Source organism: Thalassococcus arenae, from assembly GCF_019104745.1.
GTDB classification, from domain to species: domain Bacteria; phylum Pseudomonadota; class Alphaproteobacteria; order Rhodobacterales; family Rhodobacteraceae; genus Thalassococcus_B; species Thalassococcus_B arenae.
In genome coordinates this window covers 182,841-205,944 of record NZ_JAHRWL010000001.1, presented here as the reverse complement: position 1 = coordinate 205,944, position 23,104 = coordinate 182,841, and the positions used below count along the sequence as shown (strand labels likewise).

Below are 23,104 nucleotides of genomic sequence, written 5' to 3'. Positions count from 1 at the left end.
GTTTCCATCGGTCTACCGGGCCGTCCGTCCCGCCGCAATTTTTTTGAAAAACGATTTCAGAAATCCGAGAACCAAAAATTTCCCTTGATTTCAGGCGTTTGAATTTTTCATATGGTGAAATATCATTTCATAATGAAAGAAATGCCATGCCCAGCCCTGCCGAATCCCGGCCCCGCGGCCGTCCGCGCGCCTGGTCCGACAAGTCCGAACAGAACACCATCAAGGCGCTGGATCGCGCGATGGAGGTGCTGGAACGGCTCAGCGAACTGGGCGGTACCACCCTGTCGGACCTGGCCGAAGACACCGGCCAGTCGGCCGCCACGCTCTACCGCGTGCTCTTCACGCTCGAAGCCCGCGGCATCGTCGATTTCGACCCGGCGGGGCAGACCTGGCATATCGGTCCGCGCGCCTTCCTGATCGGCGCGCGCTTCCTGCGCCGCACGTCTCTGGTGGAACGTGCCCGCCCGATCCTGCGCCAGCTGATGCGCGACACCGGCGAAACCGCCAATCTTGGCATCGCCCGCGACGGCCAGGTCCTGTTCGTCAGCCAGGTCGAATGCCACAACGCGATCCGCGCCTTCTTTCCGCCCGGAACGCTGTCGCCCATGCATGCCTCGGGCATCGGAAAGGCGCTGCTGGCCCATGTCCCGTCCGCGGATTGCGCCGCCATCGTCGCCCGTCACGGGCTGGAACGGTTCACCAAGCACACGCTGGTCAACGACGCGACGCTGAGCGCCGATCTGTCGCGCATCCGCGACCGCGGCTATGCCATCGACGACGAGGAAAAGAACCTCGGCATGCGCTGCATCGCCGCCGCGATCTTCGATCACAACGGCGAGGCGGTGGCGGGCCTGTCGGTCTCCGGCCCCGCCGCACGCCTGCCGGATCAGGCACTGCCGGAAATCGGCGCCCGCGTCGCCGCCGCCGCGCGGGAACTCACGCAGAACCTGGGCGGCCAGCCGCGGTGATCCCCGTTCTTCTCTTTTGAAAATACGCAGGCCTGCCCTGCGTGACCGGGCCCATCGCCCGGGCAACACATCCCGAGCGGGGGGCTGGGGGCTTGCCCCCAGAGGAAAAGAGAGCCCGCCGTCAGGCGGGCTTCTTCGGATCAGGCCACGTTCTGCAACGAGACCTCGGGCGTGATGCCCAGGGCGAAACAGACGTCGCGGGTCAGTTCCGGCCGGTTCAGCGTGTAGAAATGCAGGCTGTCGACGCCGCCTTCCAGCAGGTCCGAGCACAATTCGGTGCAGACCGCGGTCGCCAGCAATTCCTCGCGCCCGTCGCGTACCGCCTTGTCGAAGGCGTCCGACAGCCAGGCCGGAACCGGCGTGCCGCAGCGCTCGGCAAACCGCTTGGCGCCCGCCCAGTTCTCGATCGGCAGGATGCCCGGCACGATCGGCTTGTCGATCCCGGCCTTCTCGCAGGCATCGCGGAACCGGAAGAACGTCTCGGCCTCGAAGAAGAACTGGGTGATCGCCTCGGCGGCACCCGCGTCCAGCTTGCGCTTGAGCCATTCGACATCGGCCGCGATGTCGGCCGCCTCGGGATGCTTGTCGGGATAGGCGCCGACGCGAATGGTGACATCGCCGGTCTCGCTCAGCGCCTCGATCAGTTCCACCGAACTGCCGAACCCGTCGGCGCGCGCCTCGAACCGGTCGGCGCCTTTCGGCGGGTCGCCGCGCAGCGCCACGATGTCGGTCACGCCGTCGGCGGCAAAGTCGCGGGCGATGCCCAGGGTCTCCGCGCGGCTGGCCTCGACGCAGGTCAGATGTGCCGCGGTGCGCAGACCCGAATGTCGGTGCAGGGTGCGCACGACGTCACGGGTCAGATCGCGGGTCGTCCCGCCGGCGCCATAGGTGACCGACACGAAACGGGGTTGCAGCGGCGCCAGGACCTGCACCGTGTCCCACAGCCGGAACGTGGCCTCGATATTGCGCGGCGGGAAGAATTCAAAGGAAATGGCAGGGCGGGTCATGGTCTGTCCTCGTGTGTCTTGCGCTCTTGTGGCATGGCCGCGGATGTGAAACAAACTCATAAATCTCATCAACAACATGAATCACACATGCATATCGAGTTCCGGCACCTGCGCACCATCAAGGCCATCCACGAATCCGGCGGGCTGGCCCGGGCCGCGGACAAGCTGAACATCACGCAATCCGCGCTGTCCCATCAGATCAAGGGGTTGGAGGACCAGGCCGGGGTCGAGCTGTTCGTGCGGCGGTCAAAACCGATGCGGCTGTCGGCAGCGGGGTTGCGGTTGTTGCGTCTGGCCGAGCAGGTTCTGCCGCAGATCGAGGCGCTGCAGGACGAATTCGCCGGTCTGCGCGCCGGGAAATCCGGTCGGCTGCACATCGCCATCGAATGCCATGCCTGTTTCGAATGGCTGTTCCCGGTTCTGGAAACCTTTCGCAGGAACTGGCCCGATGTCGATGTCGACATCCGCGCAGGGCTGGCCTTCGACGCGTTGCCGGCGCTGGCCAAGGAAGACGTCGACGTGGTCATCTCGTCCGACCCCGAGGACATCCCGGGCGTCACCTTTTCACCGCTGTTCGACTACAACCCGGTCTTCGTCGCCGCCGCCAATCATCCCCTCGCGGCCAAGTCGTTCGTCGAGGCCGAGGATTTCCGCGGCGAGACCCTGATCACCTACCCGGTCGATCGCAGCAAGCTGGATGTTTTCAGCCAATTGCTGATGCCCGCCAAGGTCGAACCGGCGGCCATCCGGCAGGTCGAACTGACCGCCGTGATCCTGCTGCTGGTGGCATCGAACCGGGGCGTGTCGGTTCTGCCCGACTGGGTCGTGCGAGAGGTCAAGTACAGCTCCGATTACGTCACGCGGCCGTTGACGCGGCAAGGCGTGACGCGGACGCTCTACGCTGCCACGCGCAGCGAAGACCTGCAAAAACCGTTCATGACCGACCTCATCGATCTTGCGGGCAAGGAAGCCCGCAAGCTGCAGTCGCAATAAGCGGATCGGGTGGTCAGAGCGCCTTGAGCTCCGTCGCCAGCATCCGTCCGTCCCGGCCTTCTTCCAGCTCGAAACTGACTTTCTGGTCATCGGCAAGCCCGGTCAGACCGGCGCGTTCGACAGCGGAGATATGGACGAACACGTCCTTGCCGCCGTCTTCGGGGGCGATGAACCCATAGCCCTTGGTTGTGTTGAACCATTTCACGGTGCCGTTCGGCATCTTTCCCGTGCTCCTTCTTTACTGGCGTCTCGTCCCGCGAACGGGGAGTTGAATGTTCTGAGACAGCCGGTGCGCAGAACGCACCTGCCCCTAGGTCACCTAGATCAAGATTGCACGGGTCAAGCAAAAAGCAAGGGCGCGGGTCTCGCAATTTGGTGAACCGGCGGTTATCTGACCAAAACTGATGAGGAAGCGGGCATGATCCTGTACGGGTTGAAGAATTGCGACACCTGCCGCAAGGCGCTCAAGGCGCTGCCGCGGGCCGAACTGGTCGATGTGCGCGCCGATGGCTTGCCCGCCGACGTGCTGGATGCGGCGCTGGATCGCTTCGGCCCGGCGTTGCTGAACACTCGGTCGACCACCTGGCGCGGTTTGTCCGACGCCGAACGCGAGGGCTCTCCGCGCGATCTGATCGCGGCGCATCCCACCTTGATGAAGCGGCCGCTGGTCGTGGATGGGGGCGACATGCATCTGGGCTGGGACAAGGCCACGCAACAGGCATTGGGGGTGTGACATGCGCAATGCGGCCCTGACTTTGGGTATCATCGCCGGCGTGATCGGGATGATCGTGGGTTTCTTCGGCTACGGCTATACCGAACTGGCCCGCAACCACGCCGAGGTCGAAGAGATCTTCGGCATGTTCGACAATCCCGGCCTGGTGCGCGCAGCGTCGATCCTGTCGCCGTTGCTGGCCATCGCGGGCGGGGCAATGGCCAAGGTGCGGGCGCTTTGGGGCGGTATCTTGCTGCTGGTCTCGGCCATCGGCATGTATGCCGCCTTCGGCTTCAATCCGTTCACGATGTTCCCGATCGCCTTTGCCGGGCTGGGCGGCGTTTTGGCCCTGGCCGCGGGCAAGCCCGACGAGCCCAAGGCGCATTTCTGATCACGCGATCGCCGGTGATCCAAGGCGTTTGGCCAGCAGCCGGTCGATGGACAGCGCACCGGCGCCTTTCAGCACCAGCGTGACCAGCAGCAACATCCAGAAGGCGCGCTGGTCCAGGATCACGCTGTCCGGCACCCGGTCGAACCAGGCGCCGACCGTTTCGGGGTGCTCGATCGCGCGATGTCCGTAGAGGTCGGTCAGGCTTTGCACCACGACGAAACCGATCATGCCGAGCGCGGCCAGCCGCGTCAGCAACCCGACGACGATCAGCAAGGGCAGGATGAATTCGGCCCAGGTGCCTGCGGTCACGACCGCCCAGTGGAACACGCCGAACTGGCTGATGTCATAGCTCGCCGCCTCCATCTGCCTTGGAAAGATCTGCGCATAGGCGCCAAAGGACGGACGCAGTATGCCCAGCACCCCTTCGCCCAGCTTGGTCAGGCCGGAATTCCAGAAATAGACCAGCAGGGTCGCGGCAAACACGAAACGCGCCAGCAGCGGCAAAAGGCCCGCGCCGTAACGTTCGAGCGCACCGAAGATCATGTCATGGAGAGAGCGGAGGGCGTTCATGGTTCAGGTCTTTCGGTCGTCGGGAGGGAGGATGGCGGCGATCGCGCCGTTCTGCAGCAGCAGGCTCAGGACCGGCCCCAGCTCGAATTCATCGCCCGCGGCATCCAGCGCCGCGCCGAAGGTGCCGCCGCGCGTCAGGGCGGTGACGAACCCCCTGCCGCCCGGGGGCAGCAGGTGCGGTTCGGGGTCGAATTCGGGGCGCAGGACGATGACGTCCTCGGCCCGCGGCTGCGGCTTGGGCCGGCCCGGCGTCATCGTGTAGCGGTAGACCGCCAGCAGCGGCCAGGCCGAACCGATCACCTGAACCGCCGGGGCGATGGTCATCCGGGTCCGCAACAGCCGGTCTTCGTCAAGCGCTTGCAGCATCGCCGCATCGGCGGGTGTGGCATCGGCGGCGTGATAGGACCGGCGCAGGGCCAGTTCGAGCCGGGCGACGTCGGCCAGATAGCCGATCTTTTTCAGCGGTTCGAACCTGGCGAGGAAATCGGGAAAGCCCGCGCCGTAATGCATCATCAGCGGCGAAACCGGCGGCTCTCGGCGCAGGAAAAGCCCGGCGACGCGGGCGAAATTCTCTTCGCCGATCAGACGCTGCACGGCCGGAAAACCTTCGGCCAGCGCCTCGCGCAGGCTGACGGCGACATTGTTGCGATAGACGGCGTAGCGCCGCCCGGCCGGTTGCCCGGCGCCATCGGTCAGGCCCGCAGGAACCGGCTGCGCCGCATCCAGCAGCGCGGCGCGGAAATCGGCTTGCGAAGTCACGCCGTCACCCGGGCCAGTGCGTCCGCCGCGCGGCGCGCCTCGGCGACCAATACGTCCCATTCGGGCACATCATTGTCCCATTCGATCAGCAGCGGTTTCGCGCCGCACCGGTCCAGCGTCAGGTCCAGCAGCGCCCAGACCGGGTCGGCCACCTCGCGGCCGTGACTGTCGATCAACAACGGCTGACCGTGATCGTCGTGGTCCTCGTCATGGCCGGCCAGGTGGATCTCGCCCACGAGGTCCAGCGGATAATCGGCGATATAGCCTTGCGGCGAATAGCCGAGGTTGGTGGCCGAGACGAAGACGTTGTTGACGTCCAGCAGCAGACCGCAACCGGTACGGCGCGCGATCTCGCGCAGGAATTCGGTCTCCGGCCAGGTGCTTTCCGCGAAGGCCAGGTAGGATGACGGGTTCTCCAGCAGCATCCGGCGGCCCAGCACCTCCTGCACCTCGTCGACATGATCGGCGACGCGGGCCAGGGTGGCATCGGTATAGGGCAGCGGCAGCAGGTCGTTCAGGAACTGGCTGTCATGGGTCGACCAGGCCAGGTGTTCGGAAAAGCTGGCGGGGTTCAGCCAGCCGACCAGGTGTTTCAACCGCGCCAGGTGGTCGGGATCGAGACGGCCTTCGCCGCCGATCGACAGGCCGACGCCGTGCACCGAGACGGGAAACCGTTCGGACAGCGCGCGCAGCTGCGCCAGAGGCCGGCCGCCATCGCCCATGTAGTTCTCGGCATGGATTTCCAGCCAGCCCACCGGCGCCGCATCCTGCAGGATGTCGCCGAAATGCTGCGGCTTGTAGCCGACACCGGGCAGCGGGGGCAGGGCATTGAGATGCTCGTACATGGTGGCGGTCCGGGCTGGTTCACTGGCCGACAGACTAGGCGGCTCCGGGCGCGTCTGTCACGCCCGGAGCCGATTTGCCGGAAATCGAGCCTCCGGCAGTTCCGGTATCAGCCCTGGGGCAGGTCGCGGTCCAGCTCTTCCAGCGAACCCATGCGTGCCGTGCCATCGGCCATGGCGGGCAGTTCGATCTCGGCGCAGGTGCCGGCATCGACCAGCGTCCAGGCGTTGCCCTGGTAGTCGACCGTCGAAGTGCCGGCGCAGGTGGTGCCGGGGCCAGCCGCACAATCGTTCTTGCCGGCCAGCGACACGCCAAAGCACTTTTCCTTGGCTTGCGCGGTGGCGGTGGTGGTGTGGGCCGCCAGCGAGGCAGCGACGGCACCGACGATGGCAACGGTTTTCATGGTCTTGGACATCTTCATCATCCCTTTGAGTTGTCGAAACTGTTCCGTCCCGAGACGTTCGAGCGGTGAGGACAGAGTGTCGCGGCCAGCCTCGCAAAGCCACTCACGCCCCCGTGCGTCACGATTCCGTCAGGCGGCGTCACCGCGCTGTGAGGCGCAACAGCGAAAATCCGCAACGAATACAGGCGCGAAAGAAAGGGCCCCGCAACAATGCAGGGCCCGTTTGCAACCTTCCGGTGCTGGAATGTTACAGAAGATCGGGCGGCGTGGCGTCGCGCGCCAGCGTGCTCACGATCTCCGTCAGCGATGTGACCGAGGTCTGCTTTTCGCCCAGCCTGCGCACCGTCACGGTCTTGTCCTCGACCTCGCGATGGCCCACCGCCAGGATCACCGGCACCTTGCCGACAGAATGCTCGCGGACCTTGTAGTTGATCTTTTCGTTGCGCGTATCGCCCTCGGCGCGGACACCGGCGGCCTTCAGCGCCGCGACGACCTCGTGCACGTATTCATCGGCATCCGAGGTGATCGACGCGACCACCACCTGACGCGGCGCCAGCCAGAACGGCAGCTTGCCTTCCCAGTTCTCGATCAGGATGCCGATGAACCGTTCGAACGATCCCAGGCAGGCGCGGTGCAGCATGAAGGGCCGCGTCTTTTCGCCGTTCGCCGCCACGTAGGATGCGCCAAGACGTTCGGGCAGGTTCGGGTCAACCTGAAACGTGCCGCATTGCCACACGCGGCCGATGGCGTCGGTCAGGTAGAAATCCAGCTTGGGGCCGTAGAACGCCCCGTCGCCGGGTTCCAGCGTATAGTCGCGGCCCACCGCCTTGATCGCGCTCTCGAGCGCGTTTTCGACGTAGTCCCAGCTTTCGTCGGTCCCGACGCGCTTTTCAGGGCGAGTGGCGAAACGGATCTCGAATTCAGGGAAACCCAGTTCACTGTAGATATTGGCCAGGAAATCGATGAACCGGGCGCATTCGGACTGGATCTGGTCTTCGGCGCAGAAGATATGCGCATCGTCCTGGGTGAAACCGCGCACCCGCATGATGCCGTGCAGCGCGCCCGAGGGTTCGAACCGCGCGCAGGATCCGAACTCGGCCAGCCGCAACGGCAGGTCGCGATAGGATTTCAGACCCTGGTTGAAGACCTGCACGTGGCAGGGGCAGTTCATCGGCTTCAGCGCGTTGATCCGCGTGTGCTCGCGGCTTTTGCTGCCGGCACCGTCATTTTCGCCGTCGCGGCTTTCGTCCACTTCGACGATGAACATGTGGTGCTGGTACTTGTCCCAGTGACCCGAGGCTTCCCACAGCTTGCGGTCGACGACCTGCGGCGTGTTGATCTCCTTGTAGCCACCGGCGCGTTGCTTGCGGCGCATGTAATCCTGCAACGCGGTGTAGATCGTCCAGCCGTTGGGATGCCAGAAGACCTGGCCCGGCGCCTCTTCCTGCATGTGGAACAGGTCCATCTCGCGGCCCAGGCGGCGGTGATCGCGCTTGGCGGCCTCTTCCAGGAAGGTCAGGTATTTCTTCAGCTCGTCGCGATTGCGGAACCCGACACCCGAGATGCGCTGCAGCATCGGCCGGTCGGTCTGGCCGAACCAGTGCGCGCCGGAGACACCCATCAGCTTGAAGGCGTCGGCGGGCAGCTGCCCGGTGTGCTGCAGATGCGGGCCGCGGCACAGATCCTGCCAGTCGCCATGCCAGTACATCCGGATCGGCTGATCGCCCGGGATGCGGTCGACCAGCTCGACCTTGTAGGGCTCGCCATTGTCCTCGTAGAACTTGCGCGCACGGTCGCGGTCCCAGACCTCGGTGCGGACGGGGTCGCGGGCATTGATGATGTCCTTCATCCTGGCCTCGATGGCGCCCAGGTCGTCGGGCGTGAACGGCTCGGCCCGGTCGAAATCGTAGAACCAGCCGTGGTCCGTCACCGGGCCGATGGTCACTTTCGTATCGGGCCAGATTTCCTGCACGGCACGGGCCATGACATGGGCAAGATCGTGCCGGATCAGCTCCAGTGCCTGGTCTTCGTCCTGCAGCGTGTGGATGGCGATGCTGGCATCCTGTTCGATCGGCCAGGCCAGATCCCAATGCGCGCCGTTCACACTGGCCGAGATGGCCTTTTTCGACAGCGATTTCGAGATGCTTTCGGCGACTTCGGCCGGCGTCACGCCGGCATCGTAGTCGCGCGCGTTGCCATCTGGGAATGTCAGGGAAATCGGGGCCATCGGCCTTGAACTCCTCGTCGGTTTGGCGCCCACGGAACGCCCGGTTGCGGGTGATATGTCTGCGCCTTGTGCCGCCGCGGGCGCGGGCTGTCAAGATCGCGGGCCGGGTGCCTGCGCGCTGGCCGCGCGCGGCGGGCGTGCTACCGTCCTGCGCATGACGGACAAGGAAATGCCCGGTCTCGGCGCGCAGGACGTGTACGAGGCCCTGACCGAAACCGGCGCCGAGGCCGATGCGCGCGAGGCCCGCAACGGCCTGCGGCATGTCGCATCGCTGAGCATGACCAAGGTGGCCGACGGTCTGATCGACCCCAAGCTGGTGCTGAGCTGGCTGTCCGGCGCCCTGGGAGCGCCGGCCGCGATCACCGGCCTGCTGGTGCCCATCCGCGAGGCGGGCGCGCTGTTGCCGCAACTGCTGTTGGCGGGCTGGGTGCGCGGGCTGCGCCACCGCAAATGGGCCTGGGTCCTCGGATCGGTCGGGCAGGGCATCGCCGCCGCGGCGATCTGCGTGATCGCGCTGACGCTGGAGGGGCCGGCCGCGGGTCTGGCCCTGTGCGCGGCGGTCGGAATGCTGGCGCTCAGCCGGGCGGCGGCGTCGGTCAGCTACAAGGACGTGCTGGGCAAGACCGTCGCCGAAACGCGGCGCGGCACCGTGACGGGCGCGGCTGGGACCGCGAGCGCGCTGGCGGTGCTGGCCTTCGCGGCGCTGCTGCTGTCGGGATACGTTCAGGCCGTCGGCGTGGTCGTCGCCGCCATCGGATTGGCTGCCTGCCTGTGGCTTGTCGCGGCGATGCTGTTTTCGCGGCTTGAAGAGGACAAATCGGAGGCAGAGGCCGCATCGGCGCTGGATCTGGCGCCGCTGCGCGACGATGCGCAGTTCCGCCATTTCATCCTGACCCGTGGCGCGCTGACCGTCACGGCGCTGGCGCCGCCCTATTTCGTCCTGCTTGGCGGTGGACAAAGCGCCCTGCAGGGCCTGGGCGCGCTGGTGCTTGCCTCGGCCGCGGCATCCTTTGCCAGTTCGTATGTGTGGGGCCGGCTGGCCGATGTGTCGTCGCGCCGGGTGCTGTGCTGGGCGGGCTTCGGCGGGGGCGCTGCCATGACCGCCGCGGTGCTGGCCGACACGCTGGGATGGACGGCACAGGTCTGGGTGACGCCGGCGCTGCTGTTCGCGCTGATGATCGCCTATCACGGCGTGCGGCAGGGCCGGTCGACCTACCTGGTCGACATGGCGCCCGACGATGCGCGGTCGTCCTATGCCGCGCTGGCCAACACCGCCATCGGTACGCTGCTGCTGGTCTCGGGCGCGTTCGGCGGCGCTCTGGCCACGCTGGGGCCGGTCGCGGCCCTCAGCGGCTTTGCGTTGCTCAGCGCGCTTGGCGGTCTGCTGGCCCTGGGATTGGACGAAGCCCAGGGCAGTTGATCGGGCTACCCCCGGACGCGGCGATCTGGCAGTCTTGCCGAAACGGGGGCCGCCATGCGCACATTCGACGAAATCCTGACGATCGCCGCGGACCGCAAGGGTGGCCGATCCGCCGTGCTGGACGGCATCGCAGCCCCGAAAAGCGCCGATGGCCTGGCCGCGATCCCCGACGACCGCTGGCTGGCCGCCATGGCGCGCGGCATCTTTCAGGCCGGCATCAGCTGGACGGTGGTCGAGAAGAAATGGCCCGATATCGAGGCGGCGTTCCACGGGTTCGACCCGGGCCGCGTGGCGATGATGTCGGACGACTGGTTCTACGACCTGATCGAGGACAGGCGCATCATCCGCAGCCCGCCCAAGGTGCGCGCCATCCAGGAAAACGCGGTGTTCATCCAGCAGGTGGCGTCCGAGGCCGGCGGTTTCGGCCGCAAGGTGGGCGACTGGCCGGCCGAGGATTTCACCGGGCTGCTGGACTGGATGAAGGCCAGCGGGTCGCGGCTGGGCGGGTCGACCGGTGCCTACATGTTGCGCCAGATGGGCAAGGAAAGCTTTATCCTGTCCCGTGACGTCGTTGCGCGGCTGGTGGCCGAGGGCGTCATCGACGCCGCACCGACCTCGAAAAAGGCGATGGCCGCCGTGCAGGCGGCCTTCAACCGATGGCGCGCGGAATCGGACCAGAGCCTGACCGTGATCAGCCGGGTTCTGGCCCAGAGCATCGGCTAGGCGACCAGCACCGCGACCGCGATGGCCAGCACGCAGACCCAGCCGGCAGTGAAGATGATCGGCCGCACCGGCAACACGGGAAACCCGCCGATCATCCAGACCGCGTGGGCCAGCCGGAGGACGAAGAACAGCCCCGACGCCCAGATCGTCACCGCGTTCGACACGCCCGCCAGATGCGCGACGATCACGATCACCGCAAAGGGCAGGAACTGTTCCAGCAGGTTCAGATGCGCGCGAAAGGCGCGATGCACCCAGGGCGCCATGTCGGCCTGGTTGGCGGGCCGATTGTCGGCCGGCATCGGCGCGCCGGTGCTGTTGACCCCGACGATGTAGGGAATCCACAGCGACGCGGCGAGAATGGCGGTCAGGGTCAGGAAGAAAAGCTCGGTGGTCATTGCGCCATCTCCGGGAAGAAGCGGTGCGCCGTGCCGGTTTCGAGATAGGTCTTGAGCCCCGAGAGATACCGCGCCCAGCCTTCGCCGATACCGGTTTGCGCCGCGCTGAAGTCGTAGTGTTCGACCGTCAGCTTCATGCCCGACGCGGTGGGTTCCAGCAGGTAAACGCAGCGCGACGCGGTTTCGTCCCCGCCCCAATGCGGCTCGAACGCCATCTCGATCCGGGTTTTCGGTTCGATCGCGATGACCTTGTTGGACAGCATGAGACCGCCATGGTCAAAATGGAAATCAACCACGTCGCCGGGCTTGGCGTAGTCGCCGGTCACCCTGGAACAGGCGAAATGGTATTGCGAGATCAATTCGCCCCTGGTCAGGGCATCCCACAGCGCGTCATGGGTGCAGTTGATGAACGTCGACATCATGAAATCGGGTTTGGTCACGGGTTTCTCCAATGCAGTCTTGAGGGCCGTCAGCGCCTGCGCCTGGGGTTTCAGAAAGGGGTCGATCCAGCGGTCGATCACCTCCTGCAGGGGAAGCGCGTTCAGGTAGTGGTGCTTGAACCGTCCCACCTTTTTCGGGACGACAAGATGGGCGTCTTCGAGAACCCTGAGATGCTTCATGACGCCGAAACGGGTCATGTCGAGCTGGTCTTCCAGCTCGGTCAGCGTTTGCCCATCCTTCTTCCGCAGACTGTCGAGCAGCGCGCGGCGGGCCGGGTCGTTCAGGGCCTTGAAGATCGAATCCATGGCTTTCTTATACGTTACTAATTAGTCACGTGACAAGATGATCACTTATAAATCCACCTCTGCCCGCCGGGTGGCGCCGTGGCTATGCGTATTTTCGAAAGAGAAGAAGGGGCGGGTTGGTGCTTGGAATTCAGGGGCTTGTGCGTATTCTGCCGGCGACGCGAAAGGGGCGGACATGACAGGAATTTCCACTCTCGACGGGCCGCGCGGCGACCGGCTGGCCTATGTTCACACGCCCGGAGCGGGGCCGCTGGTGGTGTTCCTGTCCGGCTACCGGTCGGACATGGAGGGCACCAAGGCGGTGCACCTGGAAGCCTGGGCTCGAGCCACGGGCCGGGATTTCCTGCGGCTGGACTATGCCGGTCACGGCGCGTCGGGGGGCGTGTTCGAGGACGGCTGCATCGGCGACTGGACGGCGGATGCCGAGGCCGTGATCCGGCATGTGGCAAGCGGTCCGGTTCTGCTGGTCGGCTCCAGCATGGGGGGCTGGATCGCCTGCCTGCTGTCGCAGCGCCTGGCCGAGATCGCGGGCTTCGTCGGCATCGCGGCGGCGCCGGATTTCACGGAAGACGGGTTCTGGGCCGGGTTCGACGCCGACCAGCGCCGCGCGGTGATGGAAGAAGGCGGGGTGCTGGTGCCGTCGGCCTATGAAGATCCCTACGTGGTCACCCGCAAGCTGATCGAGGACGGGCGCGAGAACCTGGTGCTGCGTGCGCCGCTGCCCATGCCCTTCCCGGTACGGCTGCTGCAGGGCACCGAGGACGAGGCCGTCACGCGCGAAACGGCGTTGCGGCTGCTCGACCATATCGACGGGCCGGATGTGCGCCTGACGCTGGTCAAGGGCGCCGATCACCGGTTTTCCGACCCTGCCTGCCTGACGCTGATCGAAGCGGCCATCGCCGGGATCGCCGGCTGACGCAGCGGCGCGCTTGTCTTGGACCGGCGCTGCGGCAAGGATGCCGCATCGGCAGGGGAGACGCGCGATGATCCTGAAGGTCCTGGGCTGGGCGGTAGGCCTGCTGATCGTGGCAGGGGGTGCGCTGTGGCTGTTCGGCCCGCGCGAATCCGTCGTCACCAGCGTCGCATTCGATGAAACCCGGCTGGCCGGCGGGGTCGGCAACTACCTGGCGCAGGCCGAGGCCGGGTTCGACGACCTGACCGAAGGCACGCAGAAACGCGTGGTCTGGGCCGGGTCCCCCGAGCAAAGGACTTCGCTGTCGATCCTGTATGTGCACGGCTTTTCCGCCAGCTCCGAGGAAATCCGGCCGTTGCCCGACCGGGTGGCGCAGGCATTGGGCGCGAACCTGGTCTTCACCCGGTTGCAGGGCCACGGCCGCCCCGGCGCCGCGCTGGCCGAAGCGACGGTCGAAGGCTGGATGTCCGAAATGGCCGAGGCGTTGGCGGTGGCCCGCGCGGTGGGCGAGCGTGTCGTCGTCATCAGCACCTCGACCGGCGGCACGCTGACGGCGCTGGCGCTGCACGAGTCGATGGGGCAGGGCGTGGCCGGCGCCGTTTTCGTGTCGCCGAATTTCCGCGTCAACGATCCCGCGGCGGCGCTGCTGACCTGGCCCGCGGCGCGCTGGTGGTTGCCGAAGCTGGCAGGCGCCGAACGGGTATTCGAGCCGCGCAATGCCGCGCAAGGCATGTTCTGGACCAGCGCCTATCCCACGACCGCCCTGCTGCCGATGGGCGCCACGGTCAAGGCCGCCCGCGCGCTGGATCACGGCAGGATCGCGGTTCCCGCCCTGTGGGTGTTCGACGATGCCGACCGCGTGGTCGATCACGCGGTCACCCGCGAGGTGGCCGCCGCCTGGGGCGGGCCGTCGCAACTGCATGTCGTCAAGGTCGGCCCCGACGACGACAGCCATGCCCACGTGATCGCCGGAGACATCATGTCGCCGTCGATGACCCAAGCGCTGAGCGGCACCATCGCCGACTGGATCGCGGCGCTGCAGTGAAGGCTGCTTGCACACGTTTGCAAAAACCCCGCCCCAAGCTATCCTCGCCGGTGATTCCGGTTGGGGAGGTCTGGCATGGCGGAATGGTTGAAGCGGGGCAAACCCGAGGCGGAGCGCGCCGAGGATGACGCCAAGGTGCGCGGCATCGTCGAGGCCACGCTGGCCGATATCGCGGCGCGCGGCGATGCGGCGGTTCGGGAATTGTCCGAAAAATTCGATGGCTACAGCCCGGCCGGTTTCCGGCTGACCCAGGACGAGATCGACGCGCTGATCGCCGAGCTCAGCCCGCGCGAACTGGACGACATCAGGTTCGCCCAGGAGCAGGTGCGCAACTTCGCCCGGGCGCAGCGCGACTCGATGCTGGATATCGAGGTCGAAACGTTGCCCGGCGTGATCCTGGGGCACAAGAACATCCCGGTGCAGTCGGTGGGCTGCTACGTGCCCGGCGGCAAGTTCCCGATGGTGGCCAGCGCGCACATGTCCGTGGCCACCGCCAGCGTGGCCGGGGTGCCGCGGATCATCGCCGCCACGCCGCCCTGGCAGGGCAAGCCCAACCCCGCGGTGATCGCCGCGATGCACCTGGGCGGGGCGCACGAGATCTATGTGCTGGGCGGCATCCAGGCCGTGGGCGCCATGGCCATCGGGACCGAAACGATCGACCCTGTGCACATGCTGGTGGGCCCCGGCAACGCCTTTGTCGCCGAAGCCAAGCGGCAGTTGTTCGGGCGTGTCGGCATCGATCTTTTCGCCGGACCGACCGAGACGATGGTGATCGCCGACGACACGGTGGATGCCGAAATCTGCGCCACCGATCTGCTGGGACAGGCCGAACACGGCTACAATTCGCCCGCGGTGCTGGTCACCAATTCCCGCAGGCTGGCCGAGGAAACGCTGGCCGAGATCGACCGGTTGCTGACCATCCTGCCGACCGCCGACACCGCCGGCGTGTCCTGGCGCGACTACGGCGAGGTGATCCTGTGCGACGGCCATGACGAGATGCTGGCAGTGGCCAACGACATCGCGTCGGAACATGTGCAGGTGATGACCGACCGCGACGACTGGTATCTTGAAAACATGACCTGCTACGGCGCGCTGTTCCTGGGGCCGCGCACCAATGTCAGCAACGGCGACAAGGTGATCGGCACCAACCACACGCTGCCCACGAAAAAGGCCGGGCGCTATACCGGCGGGCTGTGGGTGGGCAAGTTCCTGAAAACCCATTCCTACCAGAAGATCCTGACCGACGAGGCGGCCACGCTGATCGGCGAATACGGCTCGCGGCTGTGCATGCTGGAGGGGTTCGTGGGCCATGCCGAGCAATGCAATGTCCGGGTGAGGCGGTATGGGGGGGTCAATGTGCCTTACGGCGAAGGCGCGCCGTACCGGGACGCGGCGGAGTAGGCGACCAGCGCCGGAGTGGGGGCCAGCCCCCACACCCCCGGGATATTTGTGAACCAGAGAAGCGCAGGGGTGGAGCCATGTCGAACGCGACGCAGCATGTGATGGCCCCGGTCTTCGCGGCATTGCGGGATTTCGAGGACGCGCGGGCGGCGCTGGAGCGCGTGGCAGGTGGTGCGCGGTTCCGGATGTGCCATCCGTTCGGCGATCTGGACGGCGCGGGGGCCTTTTGGGACGCGGTCCATGCGCCATTACTGGCCGCGCTGCCGGATCTGGAGCGGGTCGAGCATATCCGGATCGCGGGGGCCGACGATGACGGCGCGATCTGGGTGGGATCGGGCGGGTATTATTGCGGCACCTGGGTCGCCGACTGGTTGGGCATGCCGGCCACCGGGCAGGTGGCGCATCTGCGGTTCCACGAGTTCTACCGGGTCGAGGACGGCGCCTGCGTCGAGATGCAGGCGCTGTGGGACCTGCCCGAGATGATGATGCAGGCCGGCGTCTGGCCGATGGTTCCGCAGTTGGGCCGGTTCCTGCATGTGCCGGGGCCGCAATCGCGGGATGGCTTGGGTCCGCATGACCCGGCGCGCTCGGCGGCATCGCGCCAGCACGTGATCGACATGTTGTCGGCGATGAAGCGTCACCCGTCGCAAGGCGGGCCGGAAGTGATGGAGATGCCGCGCTACTGGCATCCGAAATTCATGTGGTACGGGCCCGCGGGCATCGGCACCGCGCGCGGTATCGACGGGTTCCGCCGGCATCACCAGATCCCCTTTCTCAACGGCATGCCGGATCGCGGACAATACCTGGACGAGATCACCTATCATTTCATGGCCGAGGGCGATTATGTCGGCGTGACCGGCTGGCCCGACATGGCCCAGACCATCAGCCATGACGGCTGGCTGGGCATCCCGCCGGTGAACAAGAAGATCACCATGCGCAGCCTTGATTTCTGGCGGCTGGAGGATGGCCTGATCCGCGAGAACTGGGTGCTGGTGGACTTGCTGCACATGTACGACCAGATCGGCGTCGACGTCATGGCGCGGATGCGGGAACTGGCGGCGATCCGGCCGTGAGACGCCCACGCTCGATGTGGTCTCTGGAAACGCTGGGGCGGGTGCGGTTGTCGCGGCATTTCTGGATGCGCGAGTTCCTGTATTCCGAGATCGGCAACATCCACCGGGTGCCCAACATCCCCGATCTTCCCGACCTTGCCGTCGAACGCGGCCGGGCGTTCTGCGAGACGTTGCTCGACCCGCTGGAGGAAACGTTCGGACGGGTCTTCGTGCGCTCGGGATATCGGTCGGCCGAGCTGAACGCGTTCGGCAATGCGCACGGGTTGAACTGTGCCCGCAATGACTATCCTCTGGAATGTCACATCTGGGACCTGCCGGATGTGCCGGTCGCGGGCGCGTCGGTGGTCATCCCGTGGTTCGCCGACCGCTATGCGCAGGGGCGGGACTGGCGCGATCTGGCCTGGTGGATACATGACCATCTCGACTATTCCGAGATCTGGTTCTTCCCCAGGCTCTGCGCGTTCAACCTGGTTTGGCGACCCGTGCCGCAACGCCGGATCGACAGCTATATCGCACCCCGGGGAACACTGTTGCGGTCCGGGGCGGAACCGGACGAACACCCGGAGCGGCGTCGCGCGCGCTATGCCGATTTTCCGCCGTTCCGCGGGATTTCGAACCCGGCCTGACACGATGCTCTGGACAGTGGCCGCGGGTTGGGCCTAGCCTTTGCACACGTTTGCAAGCGCCGGAATCGCCATGACCCTGCCCAAGACCCCATCGTTCCGACTGGATGGCAAGCGGGCCCTGGTCGCGGGCGGATCGCGCGGCATCGGGCTGGGCTGCGCGGTGGCGCTGGCCGAGGCCGGCGCGCAGGTGGTCGTCGCGGCCCGCGGACGCGACGCGCTGGAGGCCGCTGTCGCCGAGATGGTCGCCGCGGGTCTTCGTGCCGAAGCCCGCGTTCTGGACGTGACCGACCCGCAGGCCGTCGCGTCGGCCCTGGCCGAAACCGGCCCGCTGGACGTGCTGGTGAACTCGGCCGGCCTTGCCCGTCACAGCCCGGCGCTGGACACCGACCCGGCGGATTTCGACGCGGTGATGGCCGCCAATGTGCGCGGCGCCTACTTTCTCGCGACCGAAGCCGCACGCGGCATGCAGGCGGCGGGCAAGCCCGGTTCGATTGTACAGATCTCGAGCCAGATGGGACATATTGGTGGGCCGGATCGCGCCGTCTATTGCGCGACCAAGCACGCGGTCGAAGGCATGACCAAGGCGATGGCGATCGAATGGGGGCCTTTGGGCATCCGGGTCAACACGATCTGCCCGACCTTCATCCTGACCGAGTTGACCCGACCCACCTTCGACGACCCGACCAAGCGCGCCTGGATCGAGGGCAAGATCAAGCTGGGCCGGGTGGGCGAGGTCGAGGACATCATGGGCGCGGTGGTGTTCCTGGCCTCGGACGCATCGGCGCTGGTCACCGGCAGCGCGATCCTGGTTGACGGAGGATGGACGGCGGGATGAAGGGCTTTGACGAGAAATTCCGGGATTTTCCCGACTACATCCTGACGATCACCCGCGAGATCTGGGAGGATCGCGGTCTTGGCGCCCGGATGAAGGACTACTACCACCCGCAGGTCATCGTGCGGATGCCCGGTGGCATTTCCTTCGGCGAACCGGGCATGACGGCGGCCACGATGGCGACGCTGGCCGAATTTCCGGACCGGATCCTGCTGGGCGAAGACGTGATCTGGTCGGGCAATCCGCAAGTGGGGATGCTCAGTTCGCACCGGATCCTGTCCACCGCCACGCATCGCGGTTCGGGTGCGTTCGGCGCCGCGACGGGCCGCAAGGTCAAGATCCGCGCCATCGCCGATTGCTATGCCAAGGCCAACCAGATCAGCGACGAATGGCTGATCCGCGACAATGGCGGACTGGTTCGGCAACTGGGTTTCGACCCCAGGGACTGGGCGCGCGAGCGTGTGTCGGGGCTGGATCCGGAAACCCAGCCCTTCAGGCCCGAGGTGGACGTGACCGGGCCCTATACCGGGCGCGGCAACGACAATGAATGGGGACAGGCTCTTGCCGATATCCTGACCCGCATCATGGCAGGAGAGCTGTCGGTCATCACTGGCCAATACGACCGCGCCTGCCACCTGGAATATCCCGGCGCGGTCACCGGCCATGGATGGGATGCGGCGGATGCGTTCTGGCTGGGGCTGCGATCGTCCTTTCCCTCGGCCGTCTTCACCATCCACCATCAGATCGGGTTGGCCGATGCCAACATGCCGCCGCGCGCCGCGATCCGCTGGTCGCTGGACGGCACGCATGACGGCTGGGGCGCCTTCGGCAAACCGACCGGTGCCAAGGTTCATGTCATGGGCATCAGCCACGCAGAATTCGGCCCCTGGGGGCTGCGCCGGGAATGGACGCTGCTGGACGAAACCGCGATCTGGATGCAGATCCTGCGGCACGAGGGCTGAGCCGGTGGACCCGTTTCGCGCCGTCGAAAAGGCCATGGCGATGTCACCCGAGGTCTGGGCGAGACACGCCAACCCGCTGAGCGGGCTGACCCGGATGGCCACCGCACCGGTGCTGATCCTTGCGATCTACGCCCGCGCCTGGATCGGCTGGTGGAGCCTGCTGCCCATCGCGGTCGTCACCGCATGGATCTGGGTCAACACCCGCATCTTTCCGCCCCCCGCCGATCACGGCCACTGGATGACGCGTGTCGTGCTGGGCGAACGCTGGTTCCTGGCTCGGCACAGCGTCACGCTGCCCGATCACCATATCGCCGCCGCACACTGGCTGACGGCGCTGTCGCTGCTGGGCTTGCCGCCGCTGGTCTGGGGCCTCTGGGTGCTTGACCCGGGTTGGACCGTGGCGGGCGGCGCATTGGCGCTCCTTCCGAAACTGTGGTTCTGCGACCGCATGGTCTGGCTCTACCAGGACCAGACCGGGTCGGTTCCCGGCCACCCCGAACCCAAGCCGCAACTGCCCCCCGAGGAGACCGCGCAATGACACCTGCCCAGATGCAGTCCCGCATCGTGCGCTACGGCGAATTGAAGCCCTGCCGCACCGCCTTTATCGATGCCCACACGCCGGGCAGCGACCAGAAGGAAAACTTTACCATCATCGGCGGCGGCGTCAGTGAAAGCGCCGACCAGCACGTGCATATCGCGATCCCGCATGGCTTCAACATCGGTGCCGCCGGGCAGCCGCCGAAATGCCGCAACTCGCTGCACAGCCATCGCACGGCCGAGGTGTTCTTTGTCCTGTCCGGCCGCTGGCGGTTCTTCTGGGGCCGGTGGGGCAAGGCCGGCGAGGTGGTGCTGGAACGCGGCGACATCTTCAACATCCCCACCGGCATCTTTCGCGGTTTCGAGAATATCGGCGACGATTACGGGATGATCATGGCGATCCTCGGCGGCGACGATGCCGGGGGCGGGGTGATCTGGGCGCCGCAAGTGATCGAGGACGCCGCCGCGCATGGCCTGGTATTGTCCGAAAAGGGCAAGCTCTACGACACCAAGAAGGGCCAGTCTCTGCCCGCGGGCGTTAAGCCGATGCCGTTGCTGACCGAGGACGAACTGAAGGCCTATCCCGAGCCGACCACCGCCGAGGTCGTGCCGACCTGCGTTGCGCGCTATTGGGACATGGTGGCGCTGGCCGACCGAAAGCCGGTCAAGGTGATCGGCGAAACGGGAATGCTGCGCGACCGCCCCGGTTTCGAGGTCGACCTGGTCACACGGGGGTCGGCGTCTGACAGCCTGCACAGCCACGACCGCCCGTCGGTCCTGATGCCGGTGACCGGGCATTGGCGGGTGTTCTGGGAGGGCGGCGAGACGGTGCTGGCACCGGGCGACACGATGTCGGTTCCGGAAAACCTGTCTCACGGCGCGATGCCGTCGATGACCGGCGACGCCGCGCTGTATCACATCGTGGCCACCGACGACCCTGCCGGGCCGACGTGGAAGGGCTGAGCGACCGGACGCAGGCGATCTATGACCGGCAGGCGGTGCATTACGATGCCCGCCGGTCGCGCACCCTGTTCGAACGCGGCTGGCTGGAGCGCGCATTGGTCGATGTGCCGCGCGGCGGGACAGTGCTGGACCTGGGCTGCGGCGCGGGCGAACCGATCGGACGGTTCCTGGTCGAGAGCGGATATGCCGTGACCGGCGTCGATTTTTCCGCGCCGATGCTGCGGCTGTTCGCCGAACGGTTTCCGCAGTCGCGGGTGATCCGAGCGGACATGAATGCGTTGGACCTGCCCGAGCGGTTCGACGCGATCATCGGCTGGGGCAGTTTCTTTCACCTGACGCAGGACCAGCAACGCCGAACCCTGCCGCGTCTTGTGCAGCATCTGGGTTCGGGCGGGCGGTTGTTGCTGACGGTCGGTCCTTCGGCGGGCGAAACGACGGGACGGGTCGGTGACGAGACGGTGTTCCACGCCTCGCTCGATGCCGCGGAATATGCCGCGATCCTCGAGGCCTGCGGCTGTGGCTTGGTGACCCATGTCGCAGACGATCCGCAATGCAACGGGCATTCGCTGCTTTTGGCCCGGAAGACCGGGTGAGGCGGGCAGAACGACGCGCCGCCGCCGCCCCGCCCCGGAGGCATGGAGCGGCTTTTCTATCCGGACCGCTCTGCTAGGGTGCGCGCAAAGACGAGGGAGGCACCAATCATGACCGCGATCAAGACAACCCATGTGGGCAGCTTGCCAAGGACGCAGGAGGTGGTGGATTTCATCTTTGCCCGCGAAAAGGGGCAGGCATACGACGCCGCCGCCTTTGACGCGGCGATGGAAGCGGCTTGCGCGGAAACCGTCCGCAAGCAGGTCGAAGCAGGGATCGACATCGTCAGCGACGGCGAGACGTCCAAGATCAGCTACGCCACCTATGTCAAGGATCGCTACACGGGTTTCGATGGCGACAGCCCGCGCAACGCGCCGGCCGATCTCAAGATGTTTCCGACCTTCCTCGAACGGCTCAAGGACGATGGTGGCACGCCGACTTATGCGCGACCGCAATGCGTGGGCGAAGTGCGGTCGAAAGGCCAGGGCGAGCTGGAAAAGGACATCGCCAATCTCAAGGCGGGCATGGCCGCCCATGGCGCGACGCAGGGCTTCATGAACGCCGCCTCGCCCGGCGTGATCTCGCTGTTCCTGCCGAACCGGTTCTACAAGACGCGCGACGCCTATCTGGCCGCGCTGGCCGACGCGATGCGGGATGAATACCGCACCATCGTCGATGCCGGGTTGATGCTGCAACTGGACTGCCCCGACCTCGCGTTGTCGCGCCACATGCTGTTCACCGACATGTCCGACGACGACTTCGTCAAGGTCGCCGGTGCCCATGTCGAGGCGCTGAACCACGCGCTGGACGGCATCGACCCTGCCCGTGTCCGGGTGCATATCTGCTGGGGCAATTACGAAGGCCCGCATGTCTGTGACATCGGCATGGACAAGGTGTTCTCGACCCTGATGAAGACCCGCGCGGGCCAGGTGCTGTTCGAAACCTCGAACCCCCGCCATGCCCATGAATGGACGGTCTTCCGCGACCGCAAGACCGAGATCCCCGACGACAAGGTGCTGGTGCCCGGCGTCATCGACAGCACGACGAATTTCGTCGAACACCCCGAGGTCGTGGCGCAGCGGATCGAACGCTTTACCGACATCGTCGGCGCCGACCGGGTCATCGCCGGGTCGGATTGCGGGTTCGGCACCTTTGCCGGGTTCGGCGCCGTGGACCCCGCCATCGCCTATGCCAAGCTGGGTGCGCTGGCCGAGGGCGCGCAGATCGCCTCGGGGAGGATCTGAGTGCGCGAACCCGTCGTTTTCCTGCCGGGCCTGATGTGCGACGCCCGGCTGTTCGGTCCGCAAATCGCCGATCTGTCGCGCCAATACCCGGTCATGGCCGCCCCGATAACCGGTGGCGACCGGATCGAGGAAATCGCGTCGGGATTGCTGGATGCGCTCCCCAAGCGCTTTGCGCTGGCGGGGCTGAGCATGGGCGGGATCGTGGCGATGGAGATTGTCCGCCGTGCGCCCGACCGGGTGACGCGGCTGGCACTGATGGACACCAACCCGCTGGCCGAGACGCCGCAGCAGGCCGCCGCCCGCGATCCGCAGATCGTGCGCGCCAAGGCGGGCCGGCTGGACGAGGTGATGGCGCAGGAACTGAAGCCCAACTACCTGGCGCCCGGCCCCTACCGGTCGGAGATCCTGGCGCTGGTGATGGACATGGCGCGTGGGTTGGGGCCGGATGTCTTCGCCCGGCAAAGCCGCGCGCTGCAGCGCCGCCGCGACCAGCAGGGCACCTTGCGCAAGATCCGGGTGCCGACGCTGGTGCTGTGCGGCGAGCACGATGCGCTGTGCCCGGTCAAGCGCCACGTGTTCATGGCCGAGCTGATCCCGCATGCCGAACTGGTGGTGATCGAGGGCGCCGGGCATCTGCCGACGCTGGAAGCGCCCGACGCCACCACCGACGCGCTGCGCGTCTGGCTCAAGCAGCCCCTTGTCCTGCGCTGATCGCGGCCGGCTGCAGTGGGGCCTGCGTATTTTCGAAAGAGAAGAAGAT

At 66.3% G+C, this 23,104-nt stretch carries 27 protein-coding genes; 18 read left to right on the top strand and 9 right to left on the bottom strand.

The features are described from left to right. Positions 1 to 146 precede the first annotated feature (146 nt). Positions 147 to 968, top strand: a complete 822-nt coding sequence (gene bhcR / locus KUH32_RS01015; protein WP_217776213.1) for an HTH-type transcriptional regulator BhcR — start codon at positions 147 to 149, stop codon at positions 966 to 968. A 140-nt stretch (positions 969 to 1,108) separates the two neighbouring features. Here bhcR and metF read toward each other — a convergent pair whose 3' ends face one another. Next, positions 1,109 to 1,975, bottom strand: a complete 867-nt coding sequence (gene metF, locus KUH32_RS01010; protein WP_217776212.1) for a methylenetetrahydrofolate reductase [NAD(P)H] — start codon at positions 1,973 to 1,975, stop codon at positions 1,109 to 1,111. An 87-nt stretch (positions 1,976 to 2,062) separates the two neighbouring features. Here metF and KUH32_RS01005 point away from each other — a divergent pair, with 87 nt between their 5' ends. Continuing rightward, on the top strand, positions 2,063 to 2,968 hold the full coding sequence (locus KUH32_RS01005; RefSeq protein ID WP_217776211.1) for a LysR family transcriptional regulator: 906 nt from the start codon (positions 2,063 to 2,065) through the stop codon (positions 2,966 to 2,968). A gap of 13 nt (positions 2,969 to 2,981) precedes the next feature. Here the strand turns inward: KUH32_RS01005 and KUH32_RS01000 are convergent, their stop codons facing one another. Next, positions 2,982 to 3,188, bottom strand: a complete 207-nt coding sequence (locus KUH32_RS01000; protein ID WP_217776210.1) for a cold-shock protein — start codon at positions 3,186 to 3,188, stop codon at positions 2,982 to 2,984. Between the two features lie 198 nt (positions 3,189 to 3,386). On the opposite strand from KUH32_RS01000, the gene KUH32_RS00995 reads away from it, so the two are divergent. Both KUH32_RS00995 and KUH32_RS00990 read left to right on the top strand, forming a co-directional pair. Beyond that, on the top strand, positions 3,387 to 3,701 hold the full coding sequence (locus tag KUH32_RS00995) for an arsenate reductase family protein (protein WP_217776209.1): 315 nt from the start codon (positions 3,387 to 3,389) through the stop codon (positions 3,699 to 3,701). A gap of 1 nt (position 3,702) precedes the next feature. Continuing rightward, positions 3,703 to 4,071: a hypothetical protein gene (locus KUH32_RS00990; protein WP_217776208.1), complete on the top strand. Its 369-nt coding sequence runs from the start codon at positions 3,703 to 3,705 to the stop codon at positions 4,069 to 4,071. Here KUH32_RS00990 and KUH32_RS00985 read toward each other — a convergent pair whose 3' ends face one another. The 5 genes from KUH32_RS00985 to thrS form a co-directional block, all read right to left on the bottom strand. Then, positions 4,072 to 4,641, bottom strand: coding sequence for a DoxX family protein (locus tag KUH32_RS00985; protein ID WP_217776207.1), 570 nt, complete (start codon positions 4,639 to 4,641; stop codon positions 4,072 to 4,074). 3 nt (positions 4,642 to 4,644) lie between these two features. Beyond that, entirely contained in the window at positions 4,645 to 5,400 is a 756-nt protein-coding gene (locus KUH32_RS00980) for an HvfC/BufC family peptide modification chaperone (protein ID WP_348541065.1), read from the bottom strand. Beyond that, a complete protein-coding gene (gene bufB / locus KUH32_RS00975; RefSeq protein ID WP_217776205.1) occupies positions 5,397 to 6,245 on the bottom strand; it encodes an MNIO family bufferin maturase in 849 nt (282 codons plus the stop codon). The genes KUH32_RS00980 and bufB overlap by 4 nt, the downstream gene beginning before the upstream one ends. Before the next feature lie 107 nt (positions 6,246 to 6,352). Continuing rightward, positions 6,353 to 6,658, bottom strand: a complete 306-nt coding sequence (locus KUH32_RS00970; RefSeq protein ID WP_217776204.1) for a BufA1 family periplasmic bufferin-type metallophore — start codon at positions 6,656 to 6,658, stop codon at positions 6,353 to 6,355. A 235-nt stretch (positions 6,659 to 6,893) separates the two neighbouring features. Further along, positions 6,894 to 8,873: a threonine--tRNA ligase gene (thrS, locus tag KUH32_RS00965; RefSeq protein ID WP_217776203.1), complete on the bottom strand. Its 1,980-nt coding sequence runs from the start codon at positions 8,871 to 8,873 to the stop codon at positions 6,894 to 6,896. Positions 8,874 to 9,042: 169 nt separating this feature from the next. Between thrS and KUH32_RS00960 the strand changes: the two genes are divergently transcribed. Further along, positions 9,043 to 10,293: an MFS transporter gene (locus KUH32_RS00960; RefSeq protein ID WP_217776202.1), complete on the top strand. Its 1,251-nt coding sequence runs from the start codon at positions 9,043 to 9,045 to the stop codon at positions 10,291 to 10,293. Positions 10,294 to 10,347: 54 nt separating this feature from the next. Continuing rightward, positions 10,348 to 11,016 carry a DNA-3-methyladenine glycosylase I gene (locus tag KUH32_RS00955; protein WP_217776201.1) on the top strand — a complete coding sequence of 223 codons (669 nt, stop codon included), beginning with the start codon at positions 10,348 to 10,350 and terminating at the stop codon, positions 11,014 to 11,016. Here the strand turns inward: KUH32_RS00955 and KUH32_RS00950 are convergent. After that, complete coding sequence (locus KUH32_RS00950; protein WP_217776200.1) at positions 11,013 to 11,411, bottom strand: MAPEG family protein; 399 nt, start codon at positions 11,409 to 11,411, stop codon at positions 11,013 to 11,015. The two genes, KUH32_RS00955 and KUH32_RS00950, sit on opposite strands and share 4 nt — an antisense overlap. Beyond that, positions 11,408 to 12,157, bottom strand: a complete 750-nt coding sequence (locus KUH32_RS00945; RefSeq protein WP_217776199.1) for an ArsR/SmtB family transcription factor — start codon at positions 12,155 to 12,157, stop codon at positions 11,408 to 11,410. Before KUH32_RS00945 ends, KUH32_RS00950 begins: the two co-directional genes overlap by 4 nt. Before the next feature lie 175 nt (positions 12,158 to 12,332). Here KUH32_RS00945 and KUH32_RS00940 point away from each other — a divergent pair, with 175 nt between their 5' ends. The 12 genes from KUH32_RS00940 to KUH32_RS00885 all read left to right on the top strand — a co-directional run bounded on the left by KUH32_RS00940 (position 12,333) and on the right by KUH32_RS00885 (position 23,055). Next, positions 12,333 to 13,073, top strand: a complete 741-nt coding sequence (locus KUH32_RS00940; RefSeq protein WP_217776198.1) for an alpha/beta hydrolase — start codon at positions 12,333 to 12,335, stop codon at positions 13,071 to 13,073. 67 nt (positions 13,074 to 13,140) lie between these two features. Continuing rightward, positions 13,141 to 14,115: an alpha/beta hydrolase gene (locus tag KUH32_RS00935; RefSeq protein ID WP_217776197.1), complete on the top strand. Its 975-nt coding sequence runs from the start codon at positions 13,141 to 13,143 to the stop codon at positions 14,113 to 14,115. A gap of 75 nt (positions 14,116 to 14,190) precedes the next feature. Next, the gene (gene hisD / locus KUH32_RS00930) at positions 14,191 to 15,516 is read left to right on the top strand and encodes a histidinol dehydrogenase (protein WP_217776196.1); all 1,326 of its coding nucleotides are present in this window, start codon (positions 14,191 to 14,193) and stop codon (positions 15,514 to 15,516) included. A gap of 77 nt (positions 15,517 to 15,593) precedes the next feature. Beyond that, positions 15,594 to 16,589 (top strand): ester cyclase, encoded by a 996-nt coding sequence (locus tag KUH32_RS00925; protein WP_217776195.1) that lies wholly within the window; start codon positions 15,594 to 15,596, stop codon positions 16,587 to 16,589. 14 nt (positions 16,590 to 16,603) lie between these two features. Further along, a complete protein-coding gene (locus KUH32_RS00920; RefSeq protein ID WP_217778209.1) occupies positions 16,604 to 17,215 on the top strand; it encodes a hypothetical protein in 612 nt (203 codons plus the stop codon). A gap of 70 nt (positions 17,216 to 17,285) precedes the next feature. After that, positions 17,286 to 18,050, top strand: coding sequence for an SDR family NAD(P)-dependent oxidoreductase (locus KUH32_RS00915; RefSeq protein WP_217776194.1), 765 nt, complete (start codon positions 17,286 to 17,288; stop codon positions 18,048 to 18,050). Continuing rightward, positions 18,047 to 19,009, top strand: a complete 963-nt coding sequence (locus KUH32_RS00910) for a nuclear transport factor 2 family protein (RefSeq protein ID WP_217776193.1) — start codon at positions 18,047 to 18,049, stop codon at positions 19,007 to 19,009. The genes KUH32_RS00915 and KUH32_RS00910 overlap by 4 nt, the downstream gene beginning before the upstream one ends. A 4-nt stretch (positions 19,010 to 19,013) precedes the next feature. Continuing rightward, on the top strand, positions 19,014 to 19,547 hold the full coding sequence (locus KUH32_RS00905) for a DUF6653 family protein (protein ID WP_217776192.1): 534 nt from the start codon (positions 19,014 to 19,016) through the stop codon (positions 19,545 to 19,547). Continuing rightward, positions 19,544 to 20,509, top strand: coding sequence for a cupin domain-containing protein (locus KUH32_RS00900; protein WP_217776191.1), 966 nt, complete (start codon positions 19,544 to 19,546; stop codon positions 20,507 to 20,509). Before KUH32_RS00905 ends, KUH32_RS00900 begins: the two co-directional genes overlap by 4 nt. Further along, entirely contained in the window at positions 20,497 to 21,102 is a 606-nt protein-coding gene (locus tag KUH32_RS00895) for a class I SAM-dependent methyltransferase (RefSeq protein WP_217776190.1), read from the top strand. The genes KUH32_RS00900 and KUH32_RS00895 overlap by 13 nt, the downstream gene beginning before the upstream one ends. A gap of 108 nt (positions 21,103 to 21,210) precedes the next feature. Continuing rightward, a complete protein-coding gene (locus tag KUH32_RS00890) occupies positions 21,211 to 22,344 on the top strand; it encodes a cobalamin-independent methionine synthase II family protein (RefSeq protein ID WP_217776189.1) in 1,134 nt (377 codons plus the stop codon). 33 nt (positions 22,345 to 22,377) lie between these two features. Next, positions 22,378 to 23,055 carry an alpha/beta fold hydrolase gene (locus KUH32_RS00885; protein ID WP_254899034.1) on the top strand — a complete coding sequence of 226 codons (678 nt, stop codon included), beginning with the start codon at positions 22,378 to 22,380 and terminating at the stop codon, positions 23,053 to 23,055. Positions 23,056 to 23,104: the final 49 nt, after the last annotated feature.